This is a genomic window from Paenibacillus sp. L3-i20 (assembly GCF_022180385.2).
GTDB lineage: Bacteria > Bacillota > Bacilli > Paenibacillales > Paenibacillaceae > Pristimantibacillus.
Genome location: NZ_BQME02000002.1, coordinates 742,304 through 760,189, shown reverse-complemented (window position 1 = coordinate 760,189; position 17,886 = coordinate 742,304). Strand labels below are relative to the sequence as shown.

Genomic DNA, 17,886 nt, shown 5'->3' with positions numbered 1-17,886 from the left:
AAATGGGTGCTTTTCTAAAAAAGGATTTGCTTATATACTGGCGGGATCGCAAAGAAAACATAATTTCGCTCATCATTACAATTATTCTCATTGTCGTCCTTGGACTTATACTTCCTGGATGGGTCGAGAATCCGGCTTCAACCCTTCAGCTTAAAGCTGCATATGTTGTGAACGATAACGAGACTGAAGGACTGAATCAATTCCAAGTTGCTCTCGCAGGCGGAGAAATAAAAGAAGAAGCCGCCGCTTCGCTGTCAATGCTAGCAGAACAAAAACAACCAGCCAAGCTGCTCAGGGAACTTCTGACCAGTGACGAGGTCACGGAAATGATTAATTGGACAGAGCTAAAAGAAGATGAAGCGCTAAGACAACTTGAAGATGGCGATATTGAAGCTATCGTAACTATCCCCGAAGGCTTCACCCGCCTCGCCTTAAACAAGATAATACTAGATGAAGGCGATGGTGCTGCAATAAGTCTCGTGGCGGACAATCCATCCATCGAGGTAAATGTCCTGCATGGCATTATTGATAGTTTCACTCAGCAATTTAATGTAAGTACAGCCATCTCGTATACTTTGACCAAAACAGGTGGGATCGATAAGGAGATAACTATACCAGAGGTTGGCGGACTGGAACAGATTGATGGTGTACGCGCTATCACGTCTTTCCAATACTTCACCCTCGCTATTGCCGTATTGTTCGCCATGTATCAAGCTGCCAATACAGCTAGCAAAGCTGTCACCGAAAAAAGGGAGCAAGTTTTTCAGCGAATACTGCTTTCAGGAAGTAGTCCTCTCTCCTATTTGTCGGGCAAGTTAGGAGTGACATTAATTACGGCATTGTTGACGTTTACGATTGTAATTGTAATTTCCAACTATACCCTTAACTTATTCCCAAATTATTCTCTAAAATTTTGGCTCGGATTCCTATTGCTAACCGCAATGATGGGCCTGTTCGTCGCTGCAATGTCCGGTTTATTCACAGCTATCATGTTCCGTATCAATCCAGATATCACTATTGCTATTATACAGATGCTTATATTAGTAATTGGATTGATCGGCGGCAATTTCGTTCCTATATATATTTTGCCAGACGTTTTAAAAGAATTGTGGGAATGGACGCCTAACGGACTTTGGCTGTCAACTATGATTCAATGGATTCATCAGGAATCGTGGGTAACTATGGCGGAAGGCATATTCGGCTTGTTGATCTTTACGGTTGTAGCAATTGCGCTGAGTGTTTGGTTATTTCCAAAAAGGGGGGTAATCTAGATGGTACCCGTATTTTGGGCTCAATGGCTGAAAGAGAAACGTTCCCCCTTTTTGATCCTTATCTTTTGTATTGTTACGATTGCAGCAACTCTTCTGTTCGGCTCGAACGGCGATACAAAGCTGAAGATCGATGCATTCCTCGGGGAAGGCGTTACAAAAGGGGATGTAGAGGAGCGATGGCTCGAGCGACTAAATGAAAGCGGTGCGTTTCACTTTAAGCTGCGTGGTGAAAAAGAGGCTTTGTCTGACGTTCAACAAGGAAGATCCAGCGTGGCTGTTAAGCTTTTAAGGGATGATTATCGTATTATTGCAGTGTCTGAAAATATATATGTTGAGATGGTTCAGAAGTATCTGCAAGCAGTTTATATGGAAGAACTCAAACTAATCGCTGCAGCCTCGCTTGCCAAGGATAAAGCGAAATTCCACGATTCCATGTCGGCGTATTTGGAGAAGCCACCATTAACGATACAAACTGCCTCGTCAACAGGCAGCGAGCTAAGAAGTTATGATATGGGACTTCAGCTTATGTTCGGTTTCGCCTTATTTCTAGTCATGTTTACAGTTGGTTTCAAAATTAATGCAATATCTACGGAAAAAGTAACCGGAATCTGGAATCGGGTCATTTTGTCGCCGGTGACAAAAACACAAATGTATTTAGGACATTTGTGTTATAGTTCGCTGATCGGTATGCTCCAGCTAACAATTATATTCCTCATTTTTAATTACATGTTTAATTATGATTTAAGCAGAAACATTTGGATGGTTGCTGTCATATGTGCACTTTTTATCGTAACGATTGTCGCCATGTGTATACTGTTTACAGGTCTTTTTAAATCCCCTGAGAAATACATGATGATCTTCACCTCAATTATACCGATCTTGCCGTTGATCAGCGGAGTTTACATGCCCCCCGGCACAATTACAAACGATCTACTGCTGTTCATCGCTCAGTTTTCCCCGATTCAGCATGCCATGGATGCTCTTCTCGGAACAGCGTTCTATCAGTACGATTGGTCAGACATCTATTTGCCGCTAGCAAAGTTGCTGCTCATGGCCGTTATTTTCTTCGGAGTGGGCATCAATCTGGTTGAACGAAATAGTACATAGTAATTGTGGGTTTGGTGTGGTCGATTTGCTTAATAAGAAGTAGTTATTGAATTAAAGGTCGCCGACATATTACTGTCGGCGACCTTTTGAATTTTTGGACGATAGATTCAGTTAGCTGTATACTTATCCAAAATGATTTCGTAAAATCCGACAACTGAACTGCAAATTCACTAAGGTTATCGACACTGTTGATCGACACATTCTCACCATCAATCCATCGATAAATAGACCAGTGCCAAGGGTAATCGTTAGAAGGTGCTCTCATTGCAAGAGGGTAGGAATAGAAGTCGGGAGATGGTTAGCAAGTCGTGGCAGCCAATGTTGTTCTTTTTCCACTTGTGCAGCATATCCTTCTGCACTTGGCAGTCGTACACTCATATCATGACCGAGATGAAACGTTCTATTATCCCAACCACTTATCTCTACTGAATTGATCGGGAGATGACCCCACGCAGGAAATTGATCTTTAATTAACCGACGTACTAAAGCTGCGTTGATGTCCACCATACTTCCCCCTCCGCCTAGCAAATATGATTAAAACGATTTCAACAGACACATCCAACGGACTCATTTAATCATTTGGAATAGGCTTGGTTATTGATACCAGAACAATACCGATGAGACTTAGGACGATTCCCAGTATTTGCAGTCCAGTATTGTGGAACTTCTTTATTTTCATCTCTCCTTGCTGCATTAATAAACATGTGGTGGTTTCTTTAATGTCTCCTTCGAGATCATTACTTCTACTTGCCCGGATTGAAAAATCTCGATTGGTCGTTTATATATAAAGTTTCCTTTATTAGTATGACGCAGTAAAACGTCTTTATCTATATGATTATCATTCATTTTAACATTCAGAACGACTAGATTCTGTTTGCGGGGTAGGACTCTATACGTACTATTGGAGGACCAGCTTAGCACAAAAAAAGGTGACCGACTATAGCTGTCAGTCACCTTGATTAATGGTTAGCTTAGACTTGCTGCATAACTTTGCCTTTTACAGTTTAGTTAAGTTTATTAGATTCTGATCAATAAATTATATTTTAATATATTACTTTAAATATTTTCCTGTTATCGACTGTTCCGCATTGATGATCTGCGAAGGTGTACCTTCGAACACCACCTGACCACCCTTGCTGCCTCCGTCCGGACCCATATCAATGATCCAATCCGCTTGGCTAATCACATCGAGGTTGTGCTCGATGACGATTACCGTATTGCCGGCATCTACGAAACGGTTCATGATCTCAAGAAGATGACCGATATCTGACATGTGTAAGCCTGTTGTTGGCTCGTCCATTACATAGATGCTGCCTTTTTTATGCAATTCACTTGCCAGTTTAATCCGCTGACATTCTCCGCCTGATAGCGTGCTGAGCGGCTGGCCGAGTGTAATATAGTTCAATCCCACATCACTCATTGCCTGTAACTTGCGAACAACCTCTTTGAGCTGGAAAAATTCCAATGCCTGCTCCACCGTCATCTCAAGCACTTCAGCAATCGATTTGCCGTTCAGCTTGTACTCAAGCACCTCTTCTTTGAATCTTTTGCCTCCACATACTTCGCAAGGCAGCTTTACGCTGTCGAGGAATGCAAGGTCTGTATACACAACGCCAAGTCCTTGACAGTTTTCGCAAGCTCCCTTGGAGTTGAAGCTGAACAAACCTTGGTTCACCTTGTTTGCGGAAGCAAACGCCTTGCGGACATCATCCATAATTCCCGTATAGGTTGCGGGATTCGAACGTGTTGAGACGCCTATCGCTGATTGGTCAATGACGATTGCATCAGGATGTCGACTAAGAAATACGTCATTAATTAGCGTACTCTTGCCTGATCCGGCCACACCAGTAACTACTGTAAGCACACCAGTTGGAATATCTACACTCACATTTTGCAAGTTATGTAGTGTAGCATCCTTAATCGTAAGTTTTCCAGATGGTTTCCTGCAATCGTGCTTCAACTCAAGCGGCCGTTTCATATAGTTGCCTGTAAGCGTACCTGATGTAAGTAAGCCTTTGTAACTTCCTTCATATACAATGTTACCGCCGCGGCTACCAGCATGAGGACCAACATCGACGATATGATCAGCTACCTTAATTACATCGGGATCATGCTCGACGACAATTACGGTATTACCCTTGTCACGCAGCTTCTGAAGCAACCCATTTAACTGATGTACATCACGCGGATGCAAGCCAACACTGGGCTCATCGAAGATATAAGTTACATCTACCAGACTGCCGCTTAAATGTTTCACCATCTTCACACGTTGCGATTCGCCACCGGACAATGTATCGGTCTCACGGTCTAGCGTCAAGTAATCAAGTCCGATATCGACTAGATGCTGCAAACGCTCTGTCAAAGACTTAACGATTGGAGCAGCGACTGGATTGTCAATTTCCCGAATGATGCGGATGAGTCCTCCAACTTCCATCGAGGACATCTCTGCAATGTTTAGACCATTAATTCTGCAGTTAAGAGCGGCTTGACTTAGTCTGGCACCGTGGCAACTGGAGCATGGACCTTCTGAGATGAACGGCGCAATAGCTAGTTGTGTACGCTCAGATTTCGTCTTCAAATCCTGCTTGATATATTTGTTGGTGAACTTCTCAAGAATACCTTCTACAGTTATATTTATTGCCTTTCCGGCGAATTGCATCTCAACTTTTCTAGCCTTGCCGTACAACAGTTGCTCCATATCTTCATCTGAATAATCGTTTAGTTTTTTATCGGGATCGAATGATCCCGATTCCACGATCATCGACCAATCCATGCTGCTTACTGTGTAGCCTGGCAACATTATTGCCCCTTCATTCAACGACTTTGACATGTCTAGCGCTTTAATCATGTCAACGCCTAATTTGCGACCGATTCCGTTACATTCAGGACACATACCCTGTGGATCATTAAAGGAGAACATGTTGGCTTGACCAACATGAGGCTGGCCAACTCGGGAGAAAAGAAGTCGGAAAATGGGAGAAATATCAGTAATCGTTCCCATTGTGGAATGCGATCCTCCGCCTAGTCTCTTCTGATCTACAATTACAGCCATACTCAAATTTTCAATTCCGTCTGTATCTGGCTGCGGAACACGTGGTAGGAAATTGCGTACGAACATGCTGAAGTTCTCATTCAATAATCGTGTTGATTCTGCAGCAATCGTATCAAAAACAATTGATGACTTGCCGGATCCGGATACCCCTGTGAAGATTGATATCTTTTTCTTCGGAATGCGCAAGGATACGTTCTTGAGATTATTTTCTCTCGCACCCGATATTACGATATGCTCATGATTAGATTCGCTCATGCTTAACATCCTTCCGATAGTTATTATTTCTTTTTATTTCAATCTGGTAAATAATAAGAAGAACTGATATCCGGACTTTGTATAGAATACCTCTTTACTTAACCCACCTCTTCGACTTAAGTAAGAGATAGATATTAGGACAAACAATTAATTGCTTTGTTCATACGCACTTAGTACAAGCTAGAGCTAATAGATAGGGATAGGGACTAGAAAGAGTCTCCGAAGTAGACATAAACCGGCTGCAAATTACTTGCAGCCGGTTTATGTTTATTCAAGCCATACATTACATTCTATCTGTACCCATTAATTTTGTTACAATACCGATTCAAACCCACCGAACCAATTACTCCAGCCATATCTAGCACCCTCAAGTCCTTGAACATTTGAGAATCCCGTTTGATCGAGATGAAGGTTAACTTTTCCGTCCCCTATATCCTGCAACGTCCAAGTAACCGTATGGCGCTCGTCTCCAGTTGCCCAAGAATAGGACAAGCGGTTTGGTGCTTCTACAGTAAGAACTTCGCCGTCAACGATTCCATCCCAATATTCGGACGGCTGATGGCGAAACTGAAAACGATGTCCCACCTCGGGCTTAAAATCATTTTCTGCAATCCACTTTGCTAACTTGCTTGAATCCGTTAAGGCAGACCATGCCTTTTCGATCGAAGCCGTGTACTGAAAATCTAAGGATAATGCTAAACTCATTCTTCTTCCTCCTCTAATAGTTGGTTCAAACGTAACATATTTGTACTCCAATACTTGCTGTAGAAAGCTGTCCAATCTTGAACTTCTCTGAGTGGATAAGCGTTTAGCCTAAATCGTGTCTCTCTGCCGACTTTTCTGTCAATTACCAGTCCAGCTTCTTTAAGGATAGTCAAATGTTTGGATACCGCAGTACGGCCCATTTGAAACTGTGCCGTTAATTCATGAAGCGGAATCTCCTCCGCCTCTGCTAACAAGCCAATCAGTCGGCGCCTAGTTGGATCTGCAATCGCGTCAAACACATCCCGTAACTGGTTATTCTCGATCACAGCACCCTCTCCTAAGTATTATTACCAAGGCACAGCCGTTAATTTCAAAACCTGCTTTAAGAATGCAGCTCTTAAGAAGTAGCGCCCACATGGCGAAAATAACTTTAAGACACCATTTAGTGTCACTTTAATAATAGGTCACCATTTGGTGTCGTGTCAACAAAAAAATTAAATCCGAATGTACACTGTCTGTCAGTTATGTAATTGTTCCTTTGGAGCGGATTCGTTTTATCTCTTATATTAAACAATCCATATTACGGAAAAGCTGATTTTGTGATAGTATTCTCGAATTTGATTATGAATAGTCCTACAAAAAATCCTCTCTCATCACTACCTGCAAGTTACGTACAGATAGTATGAAAAAGGATTTCACCAAAAGTTAATTACTCATATTTTCATTTATTCTATTGACAGCCGAAACATTATGTTTAGCTAACCATAGAAATCTTTAGATCGACTTCGTTTCAGCATCTTTATGCATAATAACTCCAGTGACCAGCACAAAAACCCCTGTTATTAAAGCTAACACTGCGCAAAGCATAAACATAAATGAATAGGATGTTTTATCTGCGACAGACCCCATAATAATATTACCTAGCACGACACCAAGATCTGACATAGCGATAAAAAGCCCTACTAACACGTTACGAGTTGCATCCGACAACACAAAGGTCAAATAGGTGATTAGGAGCGGGTAGATGATCGCCATCCCTAGACCAATCAGCAGAGATGCAATATACATTAGGAATGTCGGGCCTAACGCAGCCAGCGACAAGAACTGAATACCGGCAGCCAAACAAAACAGGAGACTACTTGTCAGCACCGGATGCCATTTCCCATCGGAAGGGATTCTGGATCGTAGCACAAAACGAGCTGCGACCATCATTCCCGCTTGTAACATAAAAAACAAGCCTGGATTGCCGTTCCCGATTTGTTTCACATACAACACCACAAAAGTTGTGACCGTGCCAAAGCCAATGGATGCAACGAGCATAACTATACTACATACTAAAAAAAAGCGGTTTCCGACTACCGCAATTAATGATTTTCGCATAGTTTTACGCGAAGCCGACTCGGCAGTTGAAACCTTCTCTCTCTTCAAGGGTCTCCCGGGTACTGATGCTTTATAGCCGAGTGCTATTGTAGTTACGGCAATAATTAATATACTAATCGTAAATGCCTGCATCCCTCCAATATCCCATAACGACCATGCTATCAACGGGCCGATAACAGTAGGCAACATCCCTGCGAGAAGATACAAAGAGATTCCTTGGGCACGCTCTTTTTCAGGCAATGAATCTACGATTCCCATCTGTAAAGAAAGTGAAAAAAATGCGGTTAGCAACCCCTGAAGTCCACGCACAACAACGAACCATTCCAGTCCGACTACTGCATACATTCCCAAGACGATGACATTGCCAATTAGCAATATTCGCAGCACTTTTAGTGCGCCATAACGGCTGACGACAGCACCAGCCCATGGTCGAAACAGCATGCTCACCATAAGATAAGCACCCATCATAACACCAATTTCTGCATTTCCTGCTCCTGCCGCTTCACTATATATTGGCAGAACGATATTAATGATTGGATTCGCACTAAAGAACAGAAACGTAACCAAATATAGCTTTAGAAAAGGGGGGGATGCGGCGATCGAGCTATTGCTTCCACTTTTCATCCAACGCTTCCAAAGTATCATAAAGACCGCTCCGTCTCATGCTTAGCTGCTCTAATTTTCCTTTCCCTCGGATGACTTGCTAGGGCGGATTGAAGCAATTGCTGAACATGCGAGTTCGTTGAGGCCATTAAGCTCTCTTGCGAATCGAAACACCCGACCAACACTCCCTTATCCAGCACGGCCAGTTGATCCGACAGTGCAAACGCCGCTTTAATGTCGTGTGTAATAAACAGATAGGAAGTGCCATACTGCTCTTTCAACTCTCGCAACAGCCGTATAATATGTACCTGATTCACTGTGTCGAGACTGCTGACTGATTCGTCAAGTACAATTAGCTTTGGCCTCAGTACAATGGCTCTAGCAATATTAATCCTTTGCAGCTGGCCGCCACTAAATTGCCGCGGATATTTCCCTTGATCTTCCGCAGACAAACCCACCATTTCCAGCGCTTCAGCAATCGATCGAGATCGTTCATTCGATGTCATCGATTCGAAGTTATCGAGCGGCTCGCCAATAATTTGAGCCGCTGTCATACGAGGATTAACAGCTGAGTAACAATCCTGGAAGACAACCTGAATCTCCCTTCTTAATCGTTTTCGATCTTCGTTTTTTAAGTTAAACAAATCCATGCCTTCGAACAAAACTTGCCCTTGCTGTGGCTTAGCGAGCCCTAGAATAATCTTTCCTAGTGTGCTCTTCCCTGCTCCGCTTCCGCCGAGCAGTCCAAGACAGCTACCAGCCTCCAATTGCAATGAAATATTCGATAGTACCGGCGTTTGGCGGCGTGCCATGCCAAATAAACGTTCTTTCCCGAAGCTGTACGTTACATCCTTTATTTGCAACAGACTCATCATCTACTACCCCGCTTATAGGTTAACGATCACATCTTCAACATAATCTTGATGTCTAGAATTATCTAATCTCGTACCTAGCAATTTCCTAGTATACGTATGTCGTGGCTGATCAAAAAGCTGATATACGCTGGCTTTCTCCACAATATTACCCTTACAGATCACCATTACCTCATCAGCTAGTTCGGCTATTACACTCAAATCATGGGTAATTAATAAAATGGCTGTACCATAATTGGCACGTAATTGCTCCAATTGCTTCAGTACTTGCAGTTGATTAATCATATCCAAAGCAGTGGTCGGTTCATCAGCAATAACAACAGATGGTTTCAAAGATATCGCCATCGCGATCATGACTCGCTGAAGCATGCCGCCGCTTAGTTGAAATGGATATTTCCCCATCAGTTTTTGAGGATCAGGCAGATTCACACTTGCTAACGAATCTACAGCCAGATCGAAGGCTTGCCGCTTAGTAAGGTTGCTATGCGTGCGAATAGTCTGTACAAACTGACTTCCAATCGTATATACAGGCGTGAGCGCATTCATCGGATTTTGCATAATAAACCCGAGATCCTTTCCACGAATGCTCTGCATCGCTTTCTCCTTCAAACCATTCAGCTCACGACCATTCAGCTTGATGCTTCCCGAGACTACGACAGACGGATCCTGGAGCTGTAGCAAAGTACTGCAAGTAACCGTTTTACCGCTGCCGCTTTCCCCGACAAGACCAAGGATTTGTCCCGCTTTTAATTCAAAATTAATGTCATTAACCAAATTCAACATATTACTCCCTTTCCCCGTAGGGAGCTTTACACTTAAGTCACTTACTTGCAGTACGCTAGTGCTGGTTATTGCTTCTGCCATTTCATTCACCCTTGTCCATCCTATTTTTTGATGCCGAATCGCTGTGAAAGAGCTTCTCCGAGCAAATTAAAAGTCATAACAACGAGTAGAATCATAAGACCAGGATATAGCATGAGCTCCGGATGGCTGCGGATATAAGCCCTTCCTTCCAAAATCATTGCTCCCCACTCGGCTGTAGGCGGTTGAATCCCTAATCCCAAAAAGGATAGTGCAGAAATGTCCATAATCGCAAAGCCAATATCCAGAGTACCAATAACGATAATTTGAGGAAGCATGTTGGGCAGAATATGTTTCATAATGATTTTAAAAGGTGAGGAACCACTGATTCGGGCAGCCGCAACAAAATTCGATCCTCTTAAACTAACAACATATCCACGGGACATGCGAGCATAGTAGACCCAATGTACCATGAGCAGTGCAAGCACGACTTGCCATGTCCCTGTGCCCATAATGCCTACTATTCCTAACACGAGCACTAGATTTGGGAAAGCCAACATTCCATCGCATATCCGCATAATAAAACTGTCCAACCAGCCGCCTCTATATCCCGCAATGACTCCGATCAACATTCCGATTACTACAGATGCGATGAAGATGACTATAACGAGACCAACTGATACTCTAGCTCCATAGATAAGTCTAGATAAAATATCTCTGCCGAGATGGTCTGTTCCCAGCCAGTGCTCCGTAGAAGAAGGTTGCAGCTTCATGGCCAAATCTACTTTAACCGGATCATGTGGAGAAACCCATGGCGCCAACAATACGACAATGAAACAGATGATTAAAATAACCGTACAAACAAAGATCGTCTTGCTCTTTTTGCTAGAAGTCTGTAGCTGCATCATCACGAGCCGGTTCTTCCTTTCAGCGATATTCGAGGGTCAAGCGCCATTTGTACCAAATCAACGATAAGACTGCTCGCAAGATACAAACATGCCGCAAAAAAAACGTAACCCTGAATAACAGGAAGGTCACGATTAAATATTGATTCTACAAAAAACCGTCCAAGACCTGGCCAGGAGAATACCCTTTCGACTATGATTGTTCCTGTCAGTAATCTACCAATATTCATACCAAGCCCTGTAATTACAGGTGTTATAGCAATTTTCGCTACATGTCTCAGCATAATACTCCTATGTTTGATACCACGCGTTTTCGCATACAGCACGTAAGCTTCGTTCATCTGCTCCAACATACTTTCTCTGAACAAGCGTGTATACATAGCAATTAGCGCCAGCGATAATGTAGCCGAAGGGAGAATCAAATGCTGCCAAGTGCCTTTTCCCTCCACGGGCAGCCAGTCCAATTGAATAGCAAAGACAAATACAAGTAAATAGCCCAGCCAAAACTGCGGCAAAGATGACCCGACGTATGCGAGCCCCCTGCTCAAATAATCGATCCAGCTATTTTTGTAAACGGCAGAAAAATAGCCAAGCAGAATGACAACTAAAACCGTAATGATCGAGCTGCTCAATGCTAGCTGTAGAGTAGCCGGCAGACGCTGCGCAATCTCTTGCCAGACTGGCTCTCCCGATAAATAAGAAATGCCGAAGTCAAACTGTACCATTTTCACAACCGTATGGAAGTATTGAACAAGAAGGGGCTTATCCAGCCCCATCTCTAGTCTTTTCTCTGCTAACAGCTCGTCCGTAACTTTAAGATGAGAAGCCGAGAAATAGGCTTCAGCTGGATCTACAGGTGACATACGCATTAACAGAAAGGTTGCGAGTACAGCAAACAGCACGAGGGGGACAACAGCTAACATTCGTTTACCGATATAACTAATCATGAGATCAATAACCCCGCTCTGCTTTTACTTGGTCACATCTATGCTGTTAAAGGGATGGTCCCAGCGGCTTGTCGGGAATTGAACATCTTTCAAATGTTTATGATAAACTACAGTTTGTTTAATATAGGACAATGGTATAATGACAGATTGCTCCTGAACAGTTTGCAAAATCGTATCATACAATTGTTGACGTTCCTTCTCGTCTGTTACTGATAATACCGACTTAATCTGCTTATCCAATTGCGCCTTCATAGAAATATTTGTATGAGCCTCCGAAATACCAAAACCCGGCTCCCCTATTGCGTTAACTAGCGTATGCGGATCGTAAGGTACGCCCGAATTAAACCAGAAATTGAGATCAAACTCGCCTTGACTGAAACGTTTGTATTGTTCCTTCAATTCTAGACCAACAAAGTTTAACTTTACGCCAATCGCCGCCCATTCCGCTTGCAGAGCTTCTCCCATCACTTTTTGAATACGGTCAGTCGTGTCGTACATTAGATTAAGTTCAAGCATCTGTCCGTCCTTTTCACGCACAGTTTTGCCTGTTGGCAGCTTCCATCCAGCTTCTTCTAAATAAGCATTTGCTTTATCCACGTTGTAATTGTGTGCTTCGAAGTTGGTTTTGACGTAAGGGTAGTCTTTAGATAGGACCTGATCAGCCTTACTCTCAACACCACTTGTAATACCATCCACTAGCGCTTGTTTATTGAAACCCAGATGAAGCGCCTGACGTACCCGGTTATCGGCAAGTTTGTCATTCATCGTATTCAGGACGAGATTTCTCGTGCCGACTGGTTTAGACAGATCTGTTGTATACTTGCCCGAATCTCTTAAGCCGGTAAAAGCATCCAAATTGATGGCTCCTTCGCCGAAGATCATATCCAGATCGCCTTTCTCAAACGCAAGTACGCGCGTCTCTGCATCCGGGATGATTTTTACAGTCACTTTATCCAGTTTCGGCTTCTCACCCCAGTAGTTCGGATTTTTTACAAACACTGCAAATTCATCTTGTTTGTACTCCTTAAGTATCCATGGTCCAGTTCCAATCGGCGCTTTTATACTTTTCAGCGTGTCACCGTCGTCTGGGAATCCGGCATCTGCAAGAAAGCGATATGGTCGAACAGTAGACAAATCCTGAAGTGTCGGATAATAAGGTTGCGATAACGTAATTTTGACCGAGTATTCGTCTATAACATCTGTTTGTTCCAGTACCTTAGCAATGCCAATCCAGCTATGTGTCTTTTTGTTCAGCAAGATCGCATCGAAGTTTTTCTTCACACTCGCAGCGTTGAAAGTTGAGCCATCGGAATACTTCACATCTTTGCGAAGCTTAAATGTATATTGTTTGCCGTCCTCCGAGATCTCCCATGACTCGGCCAAAAACGGCTTTATTTCTCCGCCTTCGCCATAGGTCACTAGCGGTTCGAACAGCATTGATTGTGAAAATAATTGAGATGGATAATAGGCATGCGGGTTAGATGTCCCTAAATCTCTCATCCAGGAAACGGTAATCGCTTTCTCTTTATTCGATTGCGCATTTCCTGATTGTGCATTATCCTGTTTTGAGCACCCCAAAATAACGACGGTTAGAGCAATAATGAGCAAAATTAGCTGCATCGTCTTTTTCTTTTGATTGTGAAACATGTTGTAACCCCTTTTCAATTAATAATGATTATCATAGTCAACTAAGTATAGGAAGTCTTATGCCACTATTCAATAAACATACGTCTGATTTTTTATTGAACAAAATACACTGGCAAATTGAAAAAGGAGATCGCTATGCATCTAAGCAGCAACATCATTACAAAACGTATCTCTAATGATGATATTACAACTTACGTATATCTCCCTTCAGAGATTTGCGTATTACACTCCTTAACTTTTAAGTTGGTCTTGCCAATCAATCCAGATTCGCATCGCATTGTGATCTTCGTGCAGAGTGCTGGAAGCATCCATTTGAACGGGCACATGATCCGTGCTGATAAAGGCTCAGCTTTTGTACTTGCACCCGGAGCTAAAGCTCAATTAGAGTTCAACGATACAACAAATGTTGAAAATGCTGTCTATTTGATAGACTTTAATGCCTATTGTCTTGGTAAACATCATTCCGTTCCAGAACTAGGCCCGTATTTACCGTACGAAACTAAAATAACTATCATACAGACATCACGATTGATCGATCTTCTCACCCAATACCAAACATTTGCTCGGGATAATTTGAAGAATCAAGAAATAATTTATTTCAAGCAGCAAACTTGTTTGCATGAACTACTTATTCTACTTATTGACAGTATTCAACGATCCGATGGCGATTTCGATAATAAATCTGCCGTTGAACAAACCATTGGCTATATTGATCAGTACTACTACGAGGACATTACTGTGGAGCAATTATATAAAATGTCTGGAGTTGGACGCTGGCAGTATAGTTCTCTATTTCAAACACTTACTGGTAAGAAACCTCTCGATTATTTGATGAACATCCGGCTCAAGCGAGCCAAAGAACTGCTTATGGAAACGGAGGATACGTTGCGGCAGATTGCTCATCAAGTAGGCTTTAGAGAAGAAAGCTACTTTGCACGCAAGTTTCGCCAAACGATTGGCATTACACCCAGACAGTATGCTGAATCTATGCGAACAATTAAATCCCCATCTTCAGCCGTAAAAAATCGCTATGAGCGAGTGGTGACAGTTGGTTATGCGCTAGGCGACATTATGTCGCTCGGGATAAAGCCAATCGGAGCAGATATAAATATCATAGGAAAACGAGTGATCTACCGAGATGAACTAAAGGATATCGAAGATATCGGCTTATTGGGTGAGCCGGGGAAGGTAAGATCACTAAACCCTGATATCATCATTTACAGCGGATTTAGGCAGGAATGGGTCGAACAATTGTCTCAAATAGCGCCTACTATACTGATAGATCGTTATGAACCGACCTACTCCAGACTGCTTAAAGTTGCTGATATTTTTGATAAACAGGAGCAAGCACAAGTGTGGATTGATCAGCACAAACAAAAAGCGGAAGACATGTGGACACTAATTTCAGCTAATACGGTCGGGCGACAAACAGCTACTATATTTGCTCTTGCCGAAGGTTCTCTTTATGTGATGGGCATGAAGGGATTTGGCTTAACCATATATCATCCATTAGCCTATCAGCCTTCAATAAAGGTTAAGGAAATGATAGATATCAAGTTGCCTTTTCGGGGAATTGATATCGAGCACATTAGTGAATACATGGCAGATGCCCATTTTCTGCTCGTAGATGAATTTCCTCGCTCAAAGCAGGAAGCTGCCCGAATCATCAACAGCCCATTTTGGAAATCGCTTGGAAGAGGCCAAGCTTATGTCACTGAAGCAAAATGGAATTTTGATGATCCGATGACGATGGATCAGCTTCTTGCCGTATTGCCCCGTATTTTGCAAGCTTAGTTAATGGTAGTCATAACAAGTCTGCACCTTCGTTAACTAACAGTGCAATAATTATTGAAACTTTAAGCAGATTCAGCTCGCGCAACAACTTCCAGACGGTATCATTTTGAAAAGGGCATTTACTATCATCCTTTCGTAAGGGAATACAAAGAGCAGCAAGAAAGGTTCCTTCTTGCTGCTCCAGTTCTTACAAGCAAATATATCTCCATTCTAGGGGGATGAAATTTTTCATACAGACCTTTTATCACAATCATGAATTAGCAACATCCTGTCCTAGCCCATTTAGGCATGAAACCAGCAGAGCTACGCTATTTACCTCTTCGGCTTGGGATGCAATGGTGCATTACGCAGCATCGGATATGTGGCAAATAATGCACCTAGACTCAATAGTCCTAATATAGTAGCATTCGCCAATGCATTCATTTCTATGTTCCACAACCAATTAAAGATAGTTGTCAGAATATTTCCGTAATAGAGGAATAATCCTGCAATAGTAACAATCATTAGCGTTATCAAGCTGCGTGTGAATCCCACCCGATAGAAGATTGCATAGAAGAGAAAAGTAAATCCGAATAAAGCAATGCCTACCATCAAGTCTACCCACAAATACGGGAAGAATTGATACTCATTTAGAAGCAAGCTCGCAGGATGCAAAATTTTTGCTTCGACATTATTCCATTTATAAATCATCACGAGCGCAAATTGACAGACATTCAAGCATAATATACTGAGAGTGACTGCAGCCACACTAACGCTGAGATACTTTTTCAGAAATTGTATTCGTGTACTTCCCATTGCAATCGAAAGTGCAAAAAGCGGTTTGAATCCAAACAACCCAAATCCGGCGACAAAAAAATAGGCCGGTCCCGATATCGCAGCTATCGTCTTGTGATCGAGTTCAAATAAAAAACCGAGAATAATCCATACAAATGTCAAAGGGATGGTAATAAACAACAGCATCTGTTTTCCAAAATACCAACTTGCATCTTCGTACACCAACCGAAATACACCATTCGTTGAAATCATGCTATTACCTCCTTCTTCTCAGTAAGGTTCAGTAAATAGTCTTGAACATCCGCTTTTTCAATAGACAAACCATGAGTATGTGCATGATCTTTCCACTGCTTCGAATAAGGAGCATCAATCATTACTCTCATCTTAAAGCCCATAGTAGTTTGCTCAAGTATGTTATGACCTTTAATAATGTCTACGATCGTATTTTTTTCTCCAGCCAGCCATATTCCATTTTCTCGGACCTCATCCATAGGTTGATGAAGCAACAACTTTCCTTCGTGCATCACTATCAATGATTCACAGAGAGGCTGCACTTCCTCAATATGATGTGTAGAAATTAGAATGAGACGTGGCATCTCCTCATGGCTTTCTCGTAAAGATTTATACATCTGTTTCCTCATTGCTGCATCCAAACCATTTGTTGGCTCATCAAATATAGTCACACTTGCTCGACTAGAGAGTCCCACAATAAATTGGAGTGCGGATTTCATCCCTTTCGAGAGCCTGGTTATTTTCTTTTTGCCATCCAAATTGAACGTACTAACGAGACTGTCTGCCGTATTTTGATCCCAATTGACATTAAAATATCGACCAAAACGCAGCGCATCATTAACTGTCCATATCGAGCTGAAAGGATGATCCTCCTGCATATAACAGATGTGCTTCATAGCTTCAGAGTTTCCATAAGGTACCATACCTGAAATATGAATAGTTCCGTGATCTGGCTGCTGATGACCAGCAAGCAGCCTCATCAGCGTTGTTTTGCCCGCACCATTTCTCCCCCAAAGTCCCGCGATGACCGGCTCATTTTCCTCGAATGAGATTTTTTGAAGAACAGAAACGTTTTCATACGAGTAAGTTGCTTCGTTCACACTAATCATACTTTTTCCTCCTCTTGAATGAGCAGTATAACGTCTTGCTTGCTTAATCCGATTCTCTTCGCTTCTACTAATAGAGGCAGAATAAATGCTTCGCGATAGCTCTTCTGTCGTTCCTTTAACAATTGATGCATTGCTCCTTTCATGACAAACATGCCAATTCCGCGTTGTTTATAAATTATGCCGTTATCCAACAAATCTTGGAGACCTTTGCGGACAGTTGCCCGGTTAATGTTGTAGAAGCGTGATAATTCATTTTCGGAAGGGACTTGTTCCTCCTCCTTTAATTGGCCTTCTACAATTTCGTCCATGATCATTTGGGCAATCTGCTGAAAAATCGGCTGAGATTCATCCAATGTCGTTTTCATCATTGACCGCCTTTTCTTCTTATGTCCTTTTTGTTGATTGGTTGGTTACTCATGTATACAACTATACACGAGTTAGTAAGTTTTGTAAATCTATTTTATTACGTAGTTCACTTGTGAAAATCTTGATGGATCAATATTTGTTAATGTTTTTACAGTTAAACTTACGGAAAATTCGCCCGGTTTCATAGTTACTTCAATAAAAAATTATTTGGTTTGTTACATTATCGTATTACGTTGGCATGCCTATAGAACGTTATCTATTATCCATTTTAAGCAGATAAATTTCA

At 42.2% G+C, this 17,886-nt stretch carries 16 protein-coding genes; 3 read left to right on the top strand and 13 right to left on the bottom strand.

Annotation, left to right across the window (positions count from 1 at the left end):
• Positions 1-2: 2 nt before the first annotated feature.
• Both MFF31_RS16800 and MFF31_RS16795 read left to right on the top strand, forming a co-directional pair.
• Complete coding sequence (locus MFF31_RS16800) at positions 3-1,271, top strand: ABC transporter permease (protein ID WP_238189409.1); 1,269 nt, start codon at positions 3-5, stop codon at positions 1,269-1,271.
• Positions 1,272-2,378 carry an ABC transporter permease gene (locus MFF31_RS16795; RefSeq protein WP_238189408.1) on the top strand — a complete coding sequence of 369 codons (1,107 nt, stop codon included), beginning with the start codon at positions 1,272-1,274 and terminating at the stop codon, positions 2,376-2,378.
• A 261-nt stretch (positions 2,379-2,639) separates the two neighbouring features.
• Here MFF31_RS16795 and MFF31_RS16790 read toward each other — a convergent pair whose 3' ends face one another.
• The 10 genes from MFF31_RS16790 to nikA form a co-directional block, all read right to left on the bottom strand.
• A complete protein-coding gene (locus MFF31_RS16790; RefSeq protein ID WP_238189406.1) occupies positions 2,640-2,885 on the bottom strand; it encodes a phosphotransferase in 246 nt (81 codons plus the stop codon).
• A 544-nt stretch (positions 2,886-3,429) separates the two neighbouring features.
• Positions 3,430-5,685, bottom strand: a complete 2,256-nt coding sequence (locus MFF31_RS16785) for an ATP-binding cassette domain-containing protein (protein ID WP_238189405.1) — start codon at positions 5,683-5,685, stop codon at positions 3,430-3,432.
• Positions 5,686-5,997: 312 nt separating this feature from the next.
• On the bottom strand, positions 5,998-6,390 hold the full coding sequence (locus MFF31_RS16780; protein ID WP_238189403.1) for an SRPBCC family protein: 393 nt from the start codon (positions 6,388-6,390) through the stop codon (positions 5,998-6,000).
• Positions 6,387-6,716: an ArsR/SmtB family transcription factor gene (locus MFF31_RS16775; protein ID WP_238189401.1), complete on the bottom strand. Its 330-nt coding sequence runs from the start codon at positions 6,714-6,716 to the stop codon at positions 6,387-6,389. Before MFF31_RS16775 ends, MFF31_RS16780 begins: the two co-directional genes overlap by 4 nt.
• Positions 6,717-7,164: 448 nt before the next feature.
• A complete protein-coding gene (gene cntE / locus MFF31_RS16770) occupies positions 7,165-8,415 on the bottom strand; it encodes a staphylopine family metallophore export MFS transporter CntE (RefSeq protein WP_238189399.1) in 1,251 nt (416 codons plus the stop codon).
• On the bottom strand, positions 8,412-9,245 hold the full coding sequence (gene nikE, locus MFF31_RS16765; RefSeq protein ID WP_238192094.1) for a nickel import ATP-binding protein NikE: 834 nt from the start codon (positions 9,243-9,245) through the stop codon (positions 8,412-8,414). The genes cntE and nikE overlap by 4 nt, the downstream gene beginning before the upstream one ends.
• Before the next feature lie 15 nt (positions 9,246-9,260).
• Positions 9,261-10,109, bottom strand: coding sequence for an ABC transporter ATP-binding protein (locus MFF31_RS16760; RefSeq protein ID WP_238192092.1), 849 nt, complete (start codon positions 10,107-10,109; stop codon positions 9,261-9,263).
• A 20-nt stretch (positions 10,110-10,129) separates the two neighbouring features.
• Entirely contained in the window at positions 10,130-10,954 is an 825-nt protein-coding gene (gene nikC / locus MFF31_RS16755) for a nickel ABC transporter permease subunit NikC (protein WP_238192090.1), read from the bottom strand.
• Positions 10,954-11,898 carry a nickel ABC transporter permease gene (gene nikB / locus MFF31_RS16750; RefSeq protein ID WP_238189397.1) on the bottom strand — a complete coding sequence of 315 codons (945 nt, stop codon included), beginning with the start codon at positions 11,896-11,898 and terminating at the stop codon, positions 10,954-10,956. Before nikB ends, nikC begins: the two co-directional genes overlap by 1 nt.
• 24 nt (positions 11,899-11,922) lie before the next feature.
• Positions 11,923-13,545, bottom strand: a complete 1,623-nt coding sequence (nikA, locus tag MFF31_RS16745) for a nickel ABC transporter substrate-binding protein (RefSeq protein ID WP_238189395.1) — start codon at positions 13,543-13,545, stop codon at positions 11,923-11,925.
• A gap of 135 nt (positions 13,546-13,680) precedes the next feature.
• Between nikA and MFF31_RS16740 the strand changes: the two genes are divergently transcribed.
• On the top strand, positions 13,681-15,339 hold the full coding sequence (locus tag MFF31_RS16740; protein WP_238189393.1) for a helix-turn-helix domain-containing protein: 1,659 nt from the start codon (positions 13,681-13,683) through the stop codon (positions 15,337-15,339).
• Between the two features lie 312 nt (positions 15,340-15,651).
• On the opposite strand, the gene MFF31_RS16735 is transcribed toward MFF31_RS16740, so the two are convergent.
• From MFF31_RS16735 to MFF31_RS16725, 3 genes are read right to left on the bottom strand one after another with little or no spacing between them, the layout of a single operon-like run.
• Positions 15,652-16,365: a hypothetical protein gene (locus MFF31_RS16735; protein WP_238189391.1), complete on the bottom strand. Its 714-nt coding sequence runs from the start codon at positions 16,363-16,365 to the stop codon at positions 15,652-15,654.
• Complete coding sequence (locus MFF31_RS16730) at positions 16,362-17,234, bottom strand: ABC transporter ATP-binding protein (protein WP_238189389.1); 873 nt, start codon at positions 17,232-17,234, stop codon at positions 16,362-16,364. The genes MFF31_RS16735 and MFF31_RS16730 overlap by 4 nt, the downstream gene beginning before the upstream one ends.
• Complete coding sequence (locus MFF31_RS16725) at positions 17,231-17,599, bottom strand: GntR family transcriptional regulator (protein WP_238192088.1); 369 nt, start codon at positions 17,597-17,599, stop codon at positions 17,231-17,233. Before MFF31_RS16725 ends, MFF31_RS16730 begins: the two co-directional genes overlap by 4 nt.
• Positions 17,600-17,886: the final 287 nt, after the last annotated feature.